The organism is Allobosea sp. FW305-C-101 (assembly GCF_058783685.1).
The window spans coordinates 571,017-589,626 of the sequence record NZ_JBYSYT010000001.1 but is presented as its reverse complement, the minus strand read 5'-3'; the positions used below and the strand labels follow the sequence as shown (position 1 = coordinate 589,626).

Genomic DNA, 18,610 nt, shown 5'->3' with positions numbered 1-18,610 from the left:
GCTCCCTCCGGGAGACGCTTGATCAATATCCGAGCAGGAATGGGTTCACCCCTGCGCGCCGCCAGCCGGCTTCCGTCACCAAGAGGTCGAGCCCCAGGCTCGCGACATCGTCGGCCACGGCCTCCAGCTCGGGCGCCTTGCGCCGGTTCAGGATCTTCACATAGGTCCGGCACTCGTCGCAGGTCTCGGCCTTGATCGTGTCGGCGATCCCTTCGATCTCCTGATAGGCGATGCCCTTGGTCGAGCCGCAGGAGACGCATTTGACCCGGACATGGTTCCATTGTGCTGCGCAGAGCGAGCACTGGACATAGCGCACGCCCTCGACATGGAGATCGGCGACCACCGCGCTCGCGACCGGCGGCCCGCCGCAGCACGGGCAGACGCCATCGGCGACCGGCTGGGGCAGGGTGGGATCAAGCAGGGCGCTGCGCCCCGCCGCGACAACCTGCAGGGCAGCGGCGGCGAAGATATGCTCGGCCACGGCTTCCACCGGCACGGCATCGGCGAGCACAGCGGCGAACATCGCTTGCCGCGCCTCCGGCGCCGCCGCGGCAGCACGGGCGAGGGCCTCACGAGCCAGGTCCGGCATGGCGACATCGGCGAGCAGCGTCGCGAGCCGGTCGAAGGCCTCGGAAACGGCGGCGTCGGTCGCAAGCTCTTCGCGCGGCAGCAGTGGCATGGCATTGCCGGCGCGCATCCTGAGGTCGCCGGGGGAGGGCATGTCGGGGGCGCTGATCGCTGCCGACAGCGTCGCCTGCGCCTGGCTCACCCCGCCGAGGAAGGCGAGATAGGCTTCGAGCTGATGGCCGGGCGCGAGCGCGGCGAACCGCGCCGCCCGCCGGTCGAACAGCGTCGCGGGTTCGGGCAGGCGCACGAAAGGCGGCTTGTCGCGTTCGGCAATGCCGACCTCTTCGAGGGCGGCGTAGCCCGGATCGTCACTCATTTGGCATCCTCTCGAACCGCACGGGTCACGGGAGGCGGCGTGGCCTTGGACCGCGCCGCAGGCGAATTCATTCGGCCGGGCCGGGGCTATGGCGGCGCGGCGGCGTCTGGCGCTCGTCGATCACGCCCTCGCGCGCTTCCTGCCGCAGCCAGAGCCGGTGATGGCGGAAGGCCCAGCCGCCCGTCACCTTGCCCTCGGTCATGGCGCTGATCGTGCCACGGACATAGAAGCCGGCATAGATATGGACGATGACGACGAGCAGCATGGCGACCGCCGCCAGCGCATGCACGATATGGCCGAGGCGCTGCTGATCGATGGTGAAGCTCGCGCCGAAATACTCGTACCAGATCATGATGCCCGTCCCGAACAGGACGATGATGAGCAGCGTCATCAGCCAGAAGACGATCTTCTGCGCGCCGTTGTACTTGCCGATCTCGGGCAGGTTCTCCTCGCGGCCCGACATCACCTCGCCGATATGGCCCATCCATTTGGTGTCGGCCTTCGTCCAGAAATTGTACTTCACCATCTGGACGAACAGGATCGCGAAGCTCGCGAGCAGGACGACGCCGAGCCAGGGATGCAGTGCCCGCGTGTTGGAGCCGCCGCCGAACAGGCTCGACAGGAAGAACAGCGACGGGTGGAACAGCGCGGCCCCGCTCAGCGTGAGCAGGATCAGCGAGATCGCGGTGACCCAGTGATTGACGCGCACGCGGCCGGGATAGCGGTCGACGGTCGTGCGCTCCTCTTCACGCCTGACGGCCACGGGATGCCTCCTCGTCGATCAGATGCTCGGCCTCGCGATCCTCCGCGCGGCTGACATCGTTGCGTCGCGCCACCGTCGCATGGACGAAGGCGAAGGCGGCGGCGAAACCCACGACCGCCATGCCGGCATATTTGGTCAGCCCCTTCCAGAGCTCGACGACCTGGCTGATCCGCGGATTGTTCGGCAGGTTGGCATAGAGCTGCGGCTTGTCGGCGTGATGCAGGACATACATCACATGCGTGCCGCCGACGCCGGGCGGGTCGTAGATCCCGGCATTCTTGAAGCCGCGCGACTTCAGGTCGGCGATGCGGCCCTGGGCATGGTCGAGCATGGCCTGCTTGGTGCCGAACACGATCGCGCCGGTCGGGCAGGCCTTGGCGCAGGCCGGCGCCTGGCCGACCGAGACCCGGTCCGAGCAGAGCGTGCACTTATAGGCCTTGTGGTCGGCCTTGCTGATGCGCGGGATGTTGAAAGGACAGCCCTTCACGCAATAGCCGCAGCCGATGCAGTTCTCCGAGACGAAGTCGACGATGCCGTTATTGTACTGCACGATCGCGCCCGGCGAGGGGCAGGCCTTGAGGCAGCCCGGGTCGGCGCAATGCATGCAGCCGTCCTTGCGGATCAGCCATTCGAGATTGCCGCTGTCCGGGTTCTCCCATTCGGTGAACCGCATCAGCGTCCAGGTGTTCTCCGTCAGGTCGTGCGGGTTGTCGTAGACGCCCCGGTTGATCCCGACTTCCTCACGCAGGTTGTTCCACTCGAGGCATGCCGCCTGGCATGCCTTGCAGCCGATGCATTTGGAGACGTCGATGAGCTTCGCCACCTCGAAGTCGTGGCGGACATCCGGCGGCCTGAAGGTGGTCGCCGAGATGCGGGCGAAGTCCTGACTTTGCAATCCTGCCATTGGACCCTCCCTAGCTCGTCGCTGGACCGTTGGACGGCTCGACATTCACCAGGAACGCCTTGAACTCGGGCGTCTCGATGTTGGCGTCGCCGACGAACGGGGTGAGGCTGTTGGGGCCGAAGCCCTTGCGCGCCGCACCGGTGAAGCCCCAGTGGAGCGGGATGCCGACGACATGGACGGTCTTGCCGTCGCAGATCAGCGGCTTGATGCGCTTGGTCACCACCGCCTTGGCATAGACCGCGCCGCGGGCCGAGGAGACCTTCACCCAGCCGCCCTTCTGGATGTTCTTCTCCGCGGCCAGCTGCTCGCTGATCTCGACGAAGAACTCCGGCTGGAGCACCGCATTCACCCAGACATGCTTGGTCCAGTAATGGAAGTGCTCGGTCAGGCGGTAGGAGGTCGCCGCATAGGGGAACTTGTCGGAGGTCCCGAGCGCGGCGAGGTCGTCCTTGAAGATGCGCGCGGCGGGGTTGCCGCGAATCTTGGGCGCCATGACGTTGGCGACTGGGCTTTCGAACGGCTCGTAATGGGCCGGGAAGGGGCCGTCCTTCATCATGCCGCGCGAGAACAGCCGCGCCGTTCCCTCGGGGTTCATGATGAACGGGCCGACATCCTGCGGTTTGGCGGTGACCGCGATATCCGGCACGTCGTAGCCGGTCCAGGCCGCGCCGTTCCATTCGATCAGCTTGCGCTTGGGATCCCAGGGCTTGCCGTCGATATCGGCCGAGGCGCGGTTGTAGAGGATGCGCCGGTTGGCTGGCCAGGAGAAGGCCCAGTTGGAATAGGCGCCGGTATTGGCCGGGTCGCTGGTGTCGCGCCGGGCCATCATGTTGCCCCGCTCGGTCCAGCTGCCGGCATAGATCCAGCAGCCGCAGGCCGTCGAGCCGTCGTCACGCAACTGCCCGAAAGTATCGACCTGCTTGCCCCTCTCCAGCAGGACCTTGGTCGGATCGACCGGGTCGGTCACCGTCGAGACGACATAGCCGTTCATCTCCTTGGCCATCTCGTCCGGCTGCGGGTCGTCCGGCAGGCGATAGGGCCAGTGGAGATTGAGGATCGCGTCCGGGAAGGCGCCGCCTTCCTTTTCATAGAGGGCGCGCAGGCGCTGGTAGATCTGCGCCATGATCCAGGTGTCGGCCTTGGCTTCGCCCGGAGGTTCCTGCCCCGGCCAATGCCATTGCAGCCAGCGGCCGGAATTGACCAGCGAGCCCTCGTCCTCGGCGAAGCAGGTCGTCGGCAGCTCGAAGACCTCGGTCTGGATCGACTCAGGCTTGACGTCGTTATGGACGCCCTCGTCCTTCCAGAACCGCGCCGTCTCGGTCTGCAGCGGGTCCATCACCACCAGGAATTTCAGCTTCGACAGCGACGCCGAGACCTTGCCGCGATTGGACAGGGAGAGCAGCGGGTTGAAGCCCTGGCAGAAATAGCCGTTCACCTTGCCCTGGTGCATCATGTCGAAGTACCGGAGCATGTCGTAGCCGGGCACGTCGAGCTTCGGCAGCCACTGGTAGGCGAAGTCGTTTTCCGGCGTTGCGGCCTTCCCCCACATCGACTTCAGGAAGCTCACCATGAACTTCTTGTAGTTCTGCCAGTAGCTCATCTGGTTCGGCCGCAGCGGCTTGAAGCCGCGCGTCGACATGTAGGTCTGGAAATCGACCTCCCTGTCGGTTCCCAGCGTGAGATAGCCCGGGATCAGGTTCGACATCAGGCCGATATCGGTCAGGCCCTGGATGTTGGAGTGCCCGCGCAGCGCGTTCATGCCGCCGCCGCGCACGCCGATATTGCCGAGCAGCAATTGCAGCATCGCCATCGAGCGGATGTTCTGCGAGCCCTTGGAATGCTGCGTCCAGCCGAGCGCGTACATCGAGGTCATGACCTTGTCGCGCGCGGAGGTCTCCGAGATCATCTTGCAGATCGCCAGGAACTTGTCCTTCGGCGTGCCGCAGATGCGCTCGACCATCTCCGGCGTATAGGCCGCGATGTGCTTCTTAAGGAGTTGGTAGACCGAGCGCGGGTGCTGCAGCGTCTCGTCGATCTGGACATAGCCGTCCGGCCCGAGCTCGTATTCCCAGCTCGAACGGTCGTAGTCGCGCTTGGCTTCGTCATAGCCGGTGAACAGGCCGTCCTGATAGCCGAAGCCCTCCTTCACGATATAGGGCGCGTTGGTGAAGGCGCGCACGTAGTCGTGCTGGATCTTGTCGTTGTCGATGCAGTACTTCATCGCCCCGAGCAGGAAGGCGATGTCGGTGCCTTGCCGGATCGGCGCATAGAAATCCGCGACCGAGGCCGAGCGCGTGAAGCGCGGATCGACGACGATCAGCTTGGCGCCACGCTGGGCTTTCGCCTCAGTGACCCATTTGAAGCCGCACGGATGCGCTTCGGCGGCATTGCCGCCCATGATGATGACGAGGTCGGTGTTCTTGATGTCCGTCCAGGAGTTGGTCATCGCACCGCGACCGAATGTTGGGGCCAGACTGGCCACCGTCGGTCCGTGTCAAACGCGCGCCTGGTTGTCGAACGCCAATATCCCGGTGCTTCGCACGACCTTGTAGGTCAGGAAGGCCGTCTCGTTGGTGGTGGCCGAAGCGGCCAGGAAGCCCGTGGTCAGCCAGCGGTTGACCGTGACGCCGTCCTGGTTCTTGGCGATGAAGTTCTTGTCGCGATCATCCTTCATCAATCGCGCAATGCGGTCGAGCGCCTCGTTCCAGCTGATCTGGCGGAAGGCCTTCTCGCCCGGGCCGCGATATTGCGGGACCTTGGTGCGCGTCTCGGAATGGACGAAGTCGAGGAGGGCGGAGCCCTTCGGGCAGAGCGTGCCGCGATTGGTCGGATGGTCCGGGTCGCCCTCGATATGGATGATCGCCGGATGGGCGTTCTTCGACTTGTCGCCCAGGCTGTACATGATGACGCCGCAGGCGACGGAACAGTACGGACAGGTGTTTCGTGTTTCCGTGGTGCGCGCCAGCTTGAAGGGCCGCACGGCCTGGGCAAGTGCCTCCTCGGCACCGCCAAACCCAAGAGCGGCGACGGCAGAACCGGCGACACCCGCACCTGCGGCTTTCAGAAACTGGCGACGCGAGAGCTCATGCAGCATCTCAACCTCCCAGGCGACGACGAAGCGTCGTTCAATTTGGAATAGTGAAACTCTAGGCAGGGGGCGTCAAGCCGCGGGCCCCGTGGCCGGAGAGGTGGGTTCTTAGACTTTCGATCTACGATCGATGCGGCCTTGCGCGGTTCGCCGCAGCGACGTGGTCAGCCGCGAAGGGCCGGCACGGGGGCGGCCGGGAGCGGCTCATGGGCCACGTTGATATCGGCGGCCGCGCTGCCGCCCCAGGCCGATGCGAGCTGCGCGACGACATGCCGGCCGAAGCTCTCGTAGGGAATGCGGATCGAGGTCAGCCAGGGCGCGATCCAGTGGTTGATGGCGTTGCCGTCGATGCCGACGAGGGTGCTGCGTTCGGGGATGGCGATGCCGGCTTCCGTGGCGCGGCGATAGGCGCCATAGGCGATCATGTCGCTGACGCAGAGCGCGCCGTCAGGCCAGCCGAAGCTCTCCTCCAGGCTTTTCGCGGCTGCGTAGCCGATCTCGATATGCGACAGGCCGGGCGCGCTGGCCTGCCGGATTTCGGTCTCAGGCACGCCCTGCGCGACGAGGCGGCGGATGAAGCCCTCGGCGCGCTCGGCGGTGCTGGAAGCGTTCTGCGTCGCCATCAGCACGGCCGGGCGCCTGATGCCCTGCGCCAGGAGGTGATCGGCGGCATCGGCGCCGGCCTTGCGGTTGTCGATGCCGACATAGGCGCCGCCGCCGAGCGGATTGCGCCGTGCGACGAAGACCATCGGGTCGCCGCGCGCGAGTGTATCGGCGAGACCGGCGCTGGCGACCGCGCTGACCATGACGTAGCCCGCGACGAACTGGTCGCGCATCGCGCGCAAGTAGTCGTCCTGCAGGTCGGCGCGGTCATGGGTGTCGCAGAGGATCATGACGTAGCCGGCGTCGCGCAGCGCTGCTTCGGTCGAGACCGCGATCGCCGCCATCGCGGGATTGTCGAGATTGGGCGACAGCATCGCCACCACACGGCTGGCCCGGCGCTTGAGCGCGCGCCCCACCGGATTGGGCCGATAGCCGAGCTGTGCGATCGCCTGCTCGACGCGGGCGATCGTTTCGGCTGAGGCCCGCCCGCTCTTGCCGTTGACGATGCGCGAGACGGTCGCGACGGAGACGCCGGTCTCCCGTGCGACCGTCGCCAGCGAAACGCCGTCCTTCGGCAGTCTTGCGGGTTTTGCCGTGATGGCCTCCTCAGGGTGCCCCGCCAATCCGGTGAATCCGAAGCCGGCTCAAAAAGCTTTCATGCAGCCATGCCGGTTCGCCTGCCCGTTGACAAGTAAGGCAATCGTTTGCCTTAGTGATTGTCAAGGCGCTCGACGAGGCGCCGTGACCGGTACAGGGATGGAACGCAGATGCAGGGGAAGCACTGGATTTCCGCGCTCGCGCTGACGGCTGGCCTCGCCATGGGCGGCGCGGCTTTCGCCCAGACGACGGTGCGCATCGCCTGGTATTCCGATGGCAACGAGGGCGAGGCCGTCTCGGACCTGCTCAAGCGCTTCGAGGCCCAGAACAAGGACATCAAGGTCGTGCTCGACCAGGTGCCCTACAAGGCGATCACCGAGAACCTGCCGGTCCAGCTTGCCTCGGGGCAGGGGCCGGACATCGCCCGCGTCGTCGATCTCGGCGGCATCGCCCGCTACGCACTCGACCTGCGGCCCTATCTCAAGGACGCCGCCTATTGGGAGAAGAATTTCGGGCCGTTCCTGCCCTGGATGCGCCCTGAGGGCGATTCCAGCGCGATCACCGGTTTCATGACGCAGCTCACCGTCACCGGTCCCTTCGTCAACAAGACGCTGTTCGAGCAGGCGGGCATCGCCATGCCCGGCGCCAAGGCGACCTGGGAGGATTGGGGCAAGGCCGCGAAGGATGTCGCCGCCAAGGTGCAGGCGCCGTTCCCGCTGGCGATGGACCGCTCCGGTCACCGTTTCTTCTCGGTCGCGGTCTCGGAGGGCGCCAAGGTCTTCGACGACAAGGGCGAGCCGGCCGTGATCGACGACGGTTTCAAGCGCGCCGCCAAGCGGGTCTATGACTGGCACCAGAGCGGCGTGATGAAGAAGGAGCTCTGGGGCTCGGTCTCCGGCACGGCCTATCGCGGTGCCAATGATGAGTTCAAGAACGCCCAGGTGGTGCTCTACCATTCCGGCTCCTGGCAGATCGCCCAGTTCGACAAGACGGTCGGCGATGCCTTCGACTGGGTCGCGGTTCCCTCGCCCTGCGGCGCCGGCAATTGCTCGGGCATGCCGGGCGGCGCCGGCCTCGTCGCGATCAAGACGACCAAGAGCCCGGAAGCCGTCGCCAAGGTGATGGATTATCTCGCCAGCGAGCCGGTGCTGAGCGAGTTCTATGCCCGCTCGCTCTTCGTGCCCGGCCATCTCGGCATCGCCGCCAAGGGGCTCGACTACAAGGATGCCAGCCCGCAGGCCAAGGCCGCGCTCAAGGTCTTCTCGGATCAGGTCGCGCAGCTCTCGCCGGTCGCCTACAAGCTGCAGGGCTATGTCAATAACCGCGTCATCTTCAACGCGGTGATCAGCCGCCTCGGCCAGGCGATCTCGGGCGAGGGCACGCTCAACGAGGCTTATAAGCGGATCGAATCCGACATCGCCCAGCAGATCGCCGAGCGCAAGAAGTAAGGCCGATGGCCGCCGCCGAGACAAAGCCGCAGCGGGAACGCGCGGGCGCCGCCGGCCTTCTCGCCGCGCCGCTCGCGCTCCTGATGCGCCTCGTCGACGGGCCGATGCGGGCGCTCCAGCGCCTGATCGGCGAGCGGCGGATGGCCTATGTCTTCATCCTGCCGAACCTCGCCTTCTTCTCGCTCTTCGTCTTCCTGCCGCTCGTCATCAACTTCGTCTTCTCGGTGACGGGCGGGGCAGGGCTCTTCCCGAGCGAGCGGCCTTTCGTCGGGGCGCAGCAATACGGCTATCTCTTCGATTGCGGCTCCTTCCTCGATCCCTCCTCCTGCCGCGAGGACCATTTCTGGCGCGGCGTTTCCAACACCGCCCGCTTCACCGTGTTTCAGGTTACGGCGATGGTGCTGTTCTCGCTGCTGACCGCGATCGTCCTCAACATGAAGATCCGGGCGCGCGGCTTCTTTCGCGCCGTCTATTTCTTCCCGGTCCTGCTCTCGCCGGTCGTGGTGGCGCTGACCTGGAAATGGATTCTCCAGCGCGACGGCCTGCTCAACGCCGCGATCACTTCGCTCGGCGGCGAGCGCATCCTGTTCCTGGTCGATCCGAGCTGGGCGATGTTCTGGATCGTCTTCGTCTCGGTCTGGGCCCATATGGGCTTCTATACGCTGATCCTGCTCGCCGGCCTCCAGGCCATTCCGGCCGATCTCTACGAGGCCGCGGAGATGGATGCGACGCCACGCTGGCGCGTGTTCTGGCGCATCACCTTGCCGCTGCTCTGGCCGAACATGATCGTCGTGATCGTGCTCGCGCTGATCAAGGGAGTGCAGACCTTCGACGAGGTCTTCGTGCTGACCGGCGGCGGGCCGGGCACGGCGACGCTGATGATCGTGCACTACATCTATGAGACGGCCTTCGCCAATCAGGTCCAGAATTTCGGCCTGGCGGCAGCGGCCTCCGTCGTGCTTGGCGTGGTGCTCTTCGCGCTGACGCTGGCCCAGCTCGCGGCGAGCCGCCGCAAGGGGGCCGCATGAGCCTCGCCAGCCGCATGATGACCGCCCGGCGCAAGCCCGGCCGCTGGCATTGGACCGATATCGCGGCCTATGCCTATCTCGCGCTCGGCGTCGTCCTGATGTTCGGCCCGGTGCTTTGGCTTGGCCTGTCCTCGTTCAAGACGCAGGCCGGTTTGCTCGAATTCCCGCCCTCGCTGCTGCCGATGTCGCAGAAGGAGGTGACGGTGCCCGGCCAGGCGCAGAAGCTGCCGCTCTTCGAGGTCGAGATGCCCGATGGTTCGAAGCGTGTGCTGGCACAGGTCCGCCGCATCGGCATCCAGGCGCAGATGGTCGATCCTGAGAAGCCCGGCGAGACCATCCGTGTCCCGATCGACAAGCGCACGCCCGTCCGAGAGTTCAAGCTCGCGACAGAGAATTACACCGAGCCGCTTGAGCGCTTTGCCTTTACCCGCTTCCTCTGGAATTCGGTCTTCGTCACGCTGGTCGCGACGATCATCACGCTGATCATCAATTCGATGGCGGCCTATGCGCTCTCGATCTACGAGTTCAAAGGCAAGACGGCGGTGATGCTGATGGTGATCGGCACGCTGATGATCCCGATCACCATCATCCTCGTGCCGGTCTATCTCGTCATCACCAAGCTCGGCCTTGTCAATTCGCTCTGGGCGGTGATCCTGCCGGGCGCCGCGACCCCGACCGGCGTCTTCCTGCTGCGCCAGTACATGCTCACCCTGCCGCGCGACCTGATCGAGGCCGCGCGCATGGACAAGGCCTCGGAGTGGCAGATCTACTGGCGCATCGTCATGCCGCTCGCCATGCCGGCGCTGGCCGTGCTCGCGATCTTCTCGATCATGTGGCGCTGGAACGAGTTCCTTTGGCCGCTTGCCGTGCTGACCAAGACGGAATCCTACACGCTCCAGATCGGCCTCAACGCCTTCCAGGGCGAGTTGCAGACGCAGTGGCACTACCTGCTCGCGATGACCGTGGTGACCTTGCTTCCGGTCGCGCTCGTCTTCGTCTTCCTGCAGCGCTTCATCACCACCGGCATCGCCAATACGGGAATGAAATAATGGCGGGACTGAGCCTCTCCGGCGTCCGCAAGGCCTATGGCGCGACGACGGTGCTGCACGGCATCGACCTCGAGGTCGCCGATGGCGAGTTCGTCGTCTTCGTCGGCCCGTCCGGCTGCGGCAAGTCGACCCTGCTGCGTTCGATCGCCGGGCTAGAGGAGATCACCGGCGGCACGATCGCGATCGACGGCGCTGATGCCACGCATCTGCCGGCTTCCGAGCGCGGGCTTGCGATGGTGTTCCAGTCCTATGCGCTCTATCCGCATATGAGCGTCCGGGCGAACATGGCCTTCGCGCTGGAGAATATGGGGTTCAAGCGCGACGAGATCGATCGCCGCGTGAAGCGCGCGGCCACGATGCTCCGCCTCACCGACTATCTCGAGCGCAAGCCCAAGGCTTTGTCCGGTGGCCAGCGCCAGCGCGTCGCCATCGGCCGCGCCATCGTGCGCGATCCCAAAATCTTCCTGTTCGACGAGCCGCTGTCGAACCTCGATGCCGAACTGCGCGTCGCCACCCGCAAGGAATTAGCCGCGCTCCATGCCGAGATCGGCGGCACGATGATCTACGTCACGCATGATCAGGTCGAGGCGATGACGCTGGCCGACCGCATCGTCGTGCTGCAGGGCGGCCGCATCGAGCAGGTCGGCACGCCGCTCGACCTCTACAACCGCCCCGACAATCTCTTCGTCGCCGGCTTCATCGGCTCGCCGCGCATGAACCTGCTGCCCGGCCGGGTGACGGCTGCGGGCAGGGTCGCGCTGGGAGAAGGAGGCCACGAGGTCGCCTGCGCCACTGGCAGCCTCGCCATCGGCAGCAAGGTCACGCTCGGCATCCGTCCCGAGCATCTGGCCCTGGCGCCGGGAGGGCAGGGGCTGCCGCTCGCCATCGACCTCGTCGAGCGGCTCGGCGGCGAGAGCTACCTTTATGGGACCGCCGCCGGTCTTCCCCAGATCACGCTCCGGCTCGACGGCCAGAGCGAGCATGAGCGTGGCCACAGCGTCGCGCTCGCCTTCCCGCAGCAGAGCCTGCACCTGTTCGACGAAGCCGGCCGGGCAATCCGGCCCTAGAGACTGCCGAGAGAGATTCCATGAAAGCCCTCAGCCAAGGCCGCTATCTCGGCCGCGATGGCGAAGCCGCCCTGTTCGATCTCGGGCTCGGCCATGCGCTCACCGTGCGCATCCTCGAAGGCGATATCGGCCGCGTCACGCTGAAGCCGAAGGACGGCTACCGGCTCGACCGCGGTTGGTCGATCGCGCCGGGCGGGTTGGAGCCCCCTTATGAAGGGCGCCCGCGCGACAGCCTCGACGGCTTCGCCTGCCCGAAGACGGATATCCGGGCGGGCGCCGACAAGGTCGTCATCGCTGCGGGCGGATTGAGCGCCGAAGTCACGCTCTCGCCCTTCGGCATCGCCTGGCGCCGCGCCGGCGAGGACAAGCCCTTCCTCCAGGACCGTACGACGCAAGCCTATCTGGTTTCGCCGCGCACTGGCGCGCTCGCCCATTTCATGGTGCGGGATTATCACGAGCGCCATTACGGCCTCGGCGACAAAGCTGGCCCGCTCGATCGCACCGGCCGCCGCTTTGCCATCGACGCCGTCGATCCCTGCGGCTTCGACGCCGAGTTGTCGGACCCGCTCTACAAGATGCTACCCTTCTTCATCGTTGACGGGCCGGTGGGGGCTCACGGCATCTATTACGACAACCTCTCGACCGGCAGCGTCGATTTCGGCTGCACGCTCGACAATTACCATGGCCTGTTCCGCTCCTGGAAAGGCGACGATGGCGACCTCGATTATTACGTCATGGCCGGCCCGACGGTGCCGGATGTCGTCAGGCGCTTCTCCTGGCTGACCGGCGGGCAGGCTTTCGCGCCGCTCTGGTCCTTCGGCTTCGGCGTCACCTCGATGGCGATCGCCGATGCGCCCGATGCCGATGCCCGCATCAGCGATTTCATCGGCAAGCTCACGACGCATCGCATCCCCTGCGACTCGTTCCATTTCGGCTCGGGCTATACGCAGATCGGCCATCGCCGCTACGCCTTCAACTGGAACCGGCAGAAATTCCCGGACCCGAAGGCGACGATGCAGCGCCTGAACGATGTCGGCATCTTCACGGTCGCCAATCTCAAGCCCTGCCTGCTCGACGACCACCCGCGCCTGCAGGAGGCGCTCGACGGCGATTTCCTCGTGCGCGACGGCGATAGCGGCAAGCCGGCCGTTGCCCAGTTCTGGGACGGGCTCGGCTTCCATCTCGACTACACCAACCCGAAGGGCCGGGCCTGGTGGCGCGACGGTATCGAGGCCGCGCTGCTTGATTACGGCTTCACCACGGTCTGGAACGACAACAACGAATACGAGATCTGGGACGAGGACGCCCTTTGTGACGGCGATGGCCGCCCCTTCCGGCAGTCTCTGGCACGCCCGGCCCAGGCCCTGCTGATGACCAAGCTCTCCTATGAAGCGCAGGCCGATCGCCAGCCCGGCAAGCGCCAATATGCGATCACGCGCGGCGGCTGCGCCGGCATCTCGCGCTATGCCCAGACCTGGTCGGGTGACAACGAGACCGCCTGGAAGACGCTGCGCTACAACCTGACGCAAGGCCTCAACATGAGCCTGTCGGGCATGTTCTCGATCGGCCACGATGTCGGCGGCTTCCATGGCCCGACGCCCGGCCCCGAGCTTTTCGTGCGCTTCAATGAGTTCTGCAGCCTGTGGCCGCGCATGGTGATGAACTCCTGGAACGATGACGGCGTCGTCAACTTGCCCTGGATGTATCCGGAGATGGTGCCGCAGGTACGCGAGGCGATTTCGTTGCGCTACCGGCTGATGCCCTATCTCTACACGCTGATGTGGCGCGCCAGCCGCGACGGTACCCCGGCGATCCGCCCGCTGCTTTGGGATTTCCCGCAGGATGCGAGCGCCGTGAAGACCGACGACGCCTTCATGCTCGGTCCGGACGTGCTGGTCGCTCCGGTGCTGGAGGAGGGCGCGCGTGAGCGCAGCGTCTACCTGCCTGTCCATGAAGGCGGCTGGTACGATTGGCATACCGGCAAGCATTTCACTGGTGGCGCGGTCGTGACTGTTGCGGCTCCGCTCGGCCGTCTGCCTGTCTTCGTCCGCGCCGGCGCGCTGATCCCGCTCGGCAATCCCGAGGGCATCGACGATCTCCGCGAGGTCCTCGTCTGCGGACTCGTCGAGGGTGCATCCGGCGAGCTCTACGAGGATGACGGCGACACCGCCGACTGGCGCGGCACTGGGGCGACCGTCATCCGCTTCCGCGTGAAGGACGGCGAGATCGCGGTTGACCAGCAGGGGGATCGCGATCCTTTCTTCGACCGCATCGCGATCCGGCAGATCGCGGATGGGGCGGCTGCTCGCTAGGCTGCGCCGCATTCCCAGGCAGGCCGCACGCCTGAGCTAGCCACCGCAGTCATGCTCGGGCTTGACCCGGGCATCTCTTGCCGAAGAAGGCTCCCGCGCCTCATTCCACAGAGATTCTCGGGTCAAGCCCGAGAATGACGCCTTGCCATGGCTACGAACCGCTCAGTCCTGCTCGTAGCTTACGAGCCCAGCCTTGAGGTCGGCTCGGAACGAAGGGGCCATCCCCAGTGGTAGGTTCGACAGCGTCGGCATGACCGCAAAACACAGAAGTAAGGTTGTCAGACAACTGATACCATGACAATGCTGCGAGGGACAGGAACCCGCCATGCAGCTCTCTTCCATCGGATCACGCCCCAATCTCGCCAGCGATGCCGCCACCGCGCTGGCGACGTCGATCCGTTCGGGCGCCTTGCAGCCCGGCGCGCGTTTGCCCTCCGAGACGGAGCTTGCCCGCCAGCTTGGCGTCAGCCGGCCGGTGGTGCGCGAGGCGATCGCCTATCTCAAGGCCGACGGCATCGTCGAAAGCCGGCGCGGGCTCGGGCTCTTCGTCAACCAGCAGGATTCCTTGCGCCTGCGCCGCGCCGAGATCGCGGCTTCCGAGCAGTCGATCCTGCAATTCCTGGAATTCCGCCTCGGGCTGGAGGTCGAGGCGGCGCAACTGGCCTCGCTACGCCATATGTCGGAGGACCTCGCCCGGATGGAAGCGGCCGAGGCCGCATTGAACGCCGCCGACGATGCCGGCGAGGACAGCGCCGCCCATGACCTCGCGCTGCATCTTGCCATCGCCACGGCCGCGCATAACCCGCTCTTCCTGACCGTGCTCCAGTTCGTGTCGAGCCCGCTGCTCAACTCGATCCGCAGCATGCGCGACAAGGATCGTGGCGAGGATTCGAACATCGCGATCCGCCGCGCCGACCATGCCGCGATCCTCGATCGTATCCGCGCCCGCGACCCGGCTGGCTCCGGCGAGGCGATGCGCAAGCATATCGGTGAATCCTATCGCCGCTACGCCGCCCAGCTCGCCGCTGGCGGCACGATTCCGGCCCATCCGGCCCTCCAATCCACGCCGACATAGGACGCTTGAGCTTGACCTCTCCCTTCGATCTCTCGGGGCGCACCGCGCTCGTGACCGGTTCCTCGCGCGGGCTCGGCCGTGCCATGGCCGAAGGGCTCGCGGCTGCGGGCGCGAGCATCATCCTCAACGGTGCCGATGCCGGGCGCCTCACCGAGGCGGTCACTGCGATGAATGCGGCCGGCCACAAGGCACGCGGCCTGAATTTCGACGTCACCGACGAGCAGGCCGTCGTCGCCGCCTTCGCGGCACTCGATGCCGAGGGCGTCGCGGTCGATATCCTCGTCAACAATGCCGGCATCCAGTTCCGCAAGCCGATGCTGGAGCTGGAGACTGCCGACTGGCGCCGCGTGCTCGACACCAACCTGACCAGCGCCTTCGTGGTCGGCCGCGAGGCCGCCCGCCGCATGGCCAAGCGCGGCCATGGCAAGGTCATCAATATCGGCTCGCTGACCAGCGAACTCGCCCGCGCGACGGTCGCGCCCTACACGGTGGCGAAGGGCGGCATCAAGATGCTGACCAAGGCCATGGCGGCCGAATGGGGCGAGCTCGGCATCCAGGCCAATGCGATCGGCCCCGGCTACATGCTGACCGACATGAACCAGGCGCTGATCGACAACCCGACATTTGACGCCTGGGTGAAGGGCCGCACGCCGGCCCGCCGCTGGGGCCGCCCGGACGAGCTTGCCGGCACCTGCGTCTATCTCGCCTCCTCGGCGTCCGACTATGTCAGCGGCCAGATCATCTATGTCGACGGCGGCATGATCTCGGTGCTGTGAGCCCCCGATAACCGACAAGCGGCGAGGGGCTTCGCGCCTGCTCGCGACGGATTGAACAGGACGAAACGCCATGAAGATCACCGCCATCGAAACCCTGCACGCCGAGGAATTCGGCAATGTGCTCTGGGTCCGCGTCCACACCGATTCCGGCCATATCGGCCTGGGCGAGACCTTCTACGGCGCCCGGTCGGTCGAGGCGCATATCCATGACACGCTGGCCGGCCGCCTGCTCGGCAAGAACCCGCTGCATATCGAGGCACTGCATCGCGAGATGACCAACCTGCCGATGGCACAGTCCTCGACCGGCGCGGAATCCCGTGCGACCTCGGCGATCGACATCGCGCTCTGGGACCATTTCGGCAAGGTCTGCGGCCAGCCGGTGCACCAGATGCTGGGCGGGCTCTGCCGCGACAAGCAGCGCATCTACAACACCTGCGCCGGCACCCGCTATGTTCGCTCCAGCAATATCAAGCCGGTCTCGAACTGGAGCCTGGGCGACGAGGCCAGCCCCTATGAGGACCTCGACGGCTTCATGAACCGCGCCGATGCGCTGGCCGAGAACCTGCTGGAGCAGGGCATCACCGCGATGAAGATCTGGCCCTTCGATCCCGCCGCGATCGAGAACCACGGCCTCCACATCACCGCCGAGCAGATGAAGAAAGCCGTCGAGCCCTTTGAAAAGATTCGCAAGGCGGTCGGCGACAAGATGGAGATCATGGTCGAGTTCCACTCGCTCTGGAACCTGCCGACCGCCAAGCAGATCGCTCGCGTGCTCGAACCCTACAAGCCGACCTGGTACGAGGACCCGATCCGGATGAACTCCCCGCAGGCGCTGGCCGAATACGCGCGTTCGACGGATGTCTGGGTCTGTGCCAGCGAGACCTTGGGCTCGCGCTGGCCTTACAAGGACATGCTGGAGCGCGACGCCGCCCATGTCGTGATGGTCGACCTCTGCTGGACCGGCGGCCTGACCGAGGGCCGCAAGATCGCCGCGCTCGCCGAGACCTGGCACCGCCCCTTCGCACCGCATGACTGCATCGGCCCGGTCGGCTTCGTCGCGGCGGTCCATACCTCCTTCAGCCAGCCGAACACGCTGATCCAGGAATCGGTGCGCGCCTTCTATCGCGGCTGGTATCTGGAGCTGGTCACCGAGATGCCGCGCATCGAGAACGGTTATGTCTACCCGATGGAAGCGCCCGGCCTCGGCGTCGACCTGCTGCCGGCGGTCTACGAGCGTTCCGACCTGACGGTGCGCCGCTCGACGCTCTGAGGACTGTCGCGGCTTGATCGTCGCGGCCTGGCGCCTACGCTTGTCATTCCGGGGCGCGCCACAGGCGCGAACCCGGAACCCACGACCGGGTGAGACCTTAGGGACCGGGTTGCAGGCCGCTCGCCAGTCGTGGGTTCCAGGTTCTTCGCTTCGCGAAGCCCCGGAATGACAACCGTAGTTACGTTAGAACAAAAAAGCCGCCGCCGGGATGCCGGCGGCGGCTTTCGTCTTGTTGCAGGCCGGGATTACTCGGCCGGGGCCATCAGCGGCTCGTCGAGGAAGTCCGGCAGTTCGCCGGCAAGCGCTGCCTTCAGGCGGTTCTCGTCGAGCTCGCCTTCCCAGCGCGCCACCACGATCGTGGCGACGGCATTGCCGATGAAGTTGGTCACCGCGCGGCATTCCGACATGAAGCGGTCGATGCCGAGGATCAGCGCCATGCCGGCGACCGGCACGGCCGGGACGACGGAGAGCGTCGCGGCGAGCGTGATGAAGCCCGCTCCGGTGATGCCGGCCGCGCCCTTCGAGGAGAGCATCGCGACGAGCAGCAGCAGGATCTGGTCGCCGAGGGGCAGATGGATATCCATCGCCTGCGCGATGAACAGCGCCGCCAGCGTCATGTAGATGTTGGTGCCGTCGAGATTGAAGGAATAGCCGGTCGGGATGACCAGGCCGACGACGGAGCGCTTGCAGCCGGCGGCTTCCATCTTCTCCATCAGGCTCGGCAGCGCCGCTTCCGAGGAGGAGGTACCGATGACGAGCAGGATCTCGTCCTTGATGTAGCGGATCAGTGCCAGGATCGAGAAGCCGTTATAGCGGGCGACGGCGCCGAGCACGACCAGCACGAACACGGCCGCCGTGATGTAGAAGGTCAGGATCAGGAAGGCGAGATTGGCGACCGAGCCGATGCCGTAGCGGCCGATGGTGAAGGCCATCGCGCCGAAGGCACCGATCGGGGCGGCCTTCATCAGGATCGCCACCAGCTTGAAGATCGGGGTCGAGAGCGCCTGCAGGAAGTCGAGCACCGGCTTGCCGCGCTCGCCGACCATGGCCAGCGACAGGCCGAACAGCACCGAGAAGAACAACACCTGCAGGATGTCGCCCGAGGCGAAGGCGCCGACGATCGTCTCCGGGATGATGTTCTGCAGGAAGCCGACGATGCTGGTGTCATGCGCCTTGGCGGCGTAGCCCTGCACCGCCTTGGCATCGAGGCTGGCGGGATTGATGTGCAGGCCGGCGCCGGGCTGGATCAGGTTGCCGATGACGAGGCCGACGATCAGCGCCAGCGTCGAGAAGCACAGGAAATAGATCATCGCCTTGCCGGCGACGCGCCCGACCTTCTTCATGTCGGTCATGCCGGCGATGCCGGTCGAGACCGTCAGGAAGATCACCGGCGCGATGATCATCTTCACCAGCTTGATGAAGGAATCGCCGAGCGGCTTCAGGGCGGCGCCCTGTTCCGGCCAGAAATGGCCGAGCAGGATGCCCGCCGCGATGGCGAACAGCACCTGCACATAGAGATGCTGGTAAAACTTCTTCGGGCGCGCCGGCTGAGCGGGCGCGATGTCGATCATGGTCGCCATGTTCTGCTCCTTGGGTCGGCGGTCGTCTTGGTTTTGTTCGAAACCGCTACCCCTCTTTCGCAACCCGCGTGCCAATCGGCCGGAATTAGGGAAGACAAACGAAATCA

The 18,610-nt window shown here is 65.8% G+C and carries 14 protein-coding genes; 8 read left to right on the top strand and 6 right to left on the bottom strand.

All coding sequences use genetic code 11. The features are described 5' to 3' along the window. Positions 1–22: 22 nt before the first annotated feature. From fdhE to AC3WMA_RS02725, 5 genes are all read right to left on the bottom strand, one after another. Positions 23–943: a formate dehydrogenase accessory protein FdhE gene (gene fdhE / locus AC3WMA_RS02745; RefSeq protein WP_492283870.1), complete on the bottom strand. Its 921-nt coding sequence runs from the start codon at positions 941–943 to the stop codon at positions 23–25. Between the two features lie 67 nt (positions 944–1,010). Beyond that, positions 1,011–1,706 carry a formate dehydrogenase subunit gamma gene (locus AC3WMA_RS02740; RefSeq protein ID WP_492283869.1) on the bottom strand — a complete coding sequence of 232 codons (696 nt, stop codon included), beginning with the start codon at positions 1,704–1,706 and terminating at the stop codon, positions 1,011–1,013. Next, entirely contained in the window at positions 1,690–2,610 is a 921-nt protein-coding gene (fdxH, locus tag AC3WMA_RS02735; protein ID WP_492283868.1) for a formate dehydrogenase subunit beta, read from the bottom strand. The genes AC3WMA_RS02740 and fdxH overlap by 17 nt, the downstream gene beginning before the upstream one ends. Before the next feature lie 10 nt (positions 2,611–2,620). After that, positions 2,621–5,704 carry a formate dehydrogenase-N subunit alpha gene (gene fdnG / locus AC3WMA_RS02730; protein WP_492283867.1) on the bottom strand — a complete coding sequence of 1,028 codons (3,084 nt, stop codon included), beginning with the start codon at positions 5,702–5,704 and terminating at the stop codon, positions 2,621–2,623. A gap of 158 nt (positions 5,705–5,862) precedes the next feature. Further along, on the bottom strand, positions 5,863–6,924 hold the full coding sequence (locus tag AC3WMA_RS02725; protein WP_492283866.1) for a LacI family DNA-binding transcriptional regulator: 1,062 nt from the start codon (positions 6,922–6,924) through the stop codon (positions 5,863–5,865). A gap of 144 nt (positions 6,925–7,068) precedes the next feature. Here AC3WMA_RS02725 and AC3WMA_RS02720 point away from each other — a divergent pair, with 144 nt between their 5' ends. From AC3WMA_RS02720 to AC3WMA_RS02685, 8 genes are all read left to right on the top strand, one after another. Then, complete coding sequence (locus AC3WMA_RS02720) at positions 7,069–8,346, top strand: ABC transporter substrate-binding protein (protein WP_492283865.1); 1,278 nt, start codon at positions 7,069–7,071, stop codon at positions 8,344–8,346. A 5-nt stretch (positions 8,347–8,351) separates the two neighbouring features. Next, on the top strand, positions 8,352–9,374 hold the full coding sequence (locus AC3WMA_RS02715; RefSeq protein WP_492283864.1) for a carbohydrate ABC transporter permease: 1,023 nt from the start codon (positions 8,352–8,354) through the stop codon (positions 9,372–9,374). Continuing rightward, a complete protein-coding gene (locus tag AC3WMA_RS02710) occupies positions 9,371–10,423 on the top strand; it encodes a carbohydrate ABC transporter permease (protein ID WP_492283863.1) in 1,053 nt (350 codons plus the stop codon). Before AC3WMA_RS02715 ends, AC3WMA_RS02710 begins: the two co-directional genes overlap by 4 nt. Continuing rightward, positions 10,423–11,490 (top strand): ABC transporter ATP-binding protein, encoded by a 1,068-nt coding sequence (locus AC3WMA_RS02705; RefSeq protein WP_492283862.1) that lies wholly within the window; start codon positions 10,423–10,425, stop codon positions 11,488–11,490. Before AC3WMA_RS02710 ends, AC3WMA_RS02705 begins: the two co-directional genes overlap by 1 nt. Before the next feature lie 20 nt (positions 11,491–11,510). Further along, a complete protein-coding gene (locus tag AC3WMA_RS02700; RefSeq protein WP_492283861.1) occupies positions 11,511–13,802 on the top strand; it encodes a glycoside hydrolase family 31 protein in 2,292 nt (763 codons plus the stop codon). 325 nt (positions 13,803–14,127) lie between these two features. Further along, on the top strand, positions 14,128–14,877 hold the full coding sequence (locus AC3WMA_RS02695; RefSeq protein ID WP_492283860.1) for a FadR/GntR family transcriptional regulator: 750 nt from the start codon (positions 14,128–14,130) through the stop codon (positions 14,875–14,877). A gap of 11 nt (positions 14,878–14,888) precedes the next feature. Beyond that, the gene (locus tag AC3WMA_RS02690; RefSeq protein WP_492283859.1) at positions 14,889–15,653 is read left to right on the top strand and encodes an SDR family oxidoreductase; all 765 of its coding nucleotides are present in this window, start codon (positions 14,889–14,891) and stop codon (positions 15,651–15,653) included. Positions 15,654–15,723: 70 nt separating this feature from the next. Next, on the top strand, positions 15,724–16,923 hold the full coding sequence (locus AC3WMA_RS02685) for a mandelate racemase/muconate lactonizing enzyme family protein (protein ID WP_492283858.1): 1,200 nt from the start codon (positions 15,724–15,726) through the stop codon (positions 16,921–16,923). Between the two features lie 245 nt (positions 16,924–17,168). Here AC3WMA_RS02685 and AC3WMA_RS02680 read toward each other — a convergent pair whose 3' ends face one another. Continuing rightward, complete coding sequence (locus tag AC3WMA_RS02680; protein ID WP_492284731.1) at positions 17,169–18,494, bottom strand: dicarboxylate/amino acid:cation symporter; 1,326 nt, start codon at positions 18,492–18,494, stop codon at positions 17,169–17,171. Positions 18,495–18,610: the final 116 nt, after the last annotated feature.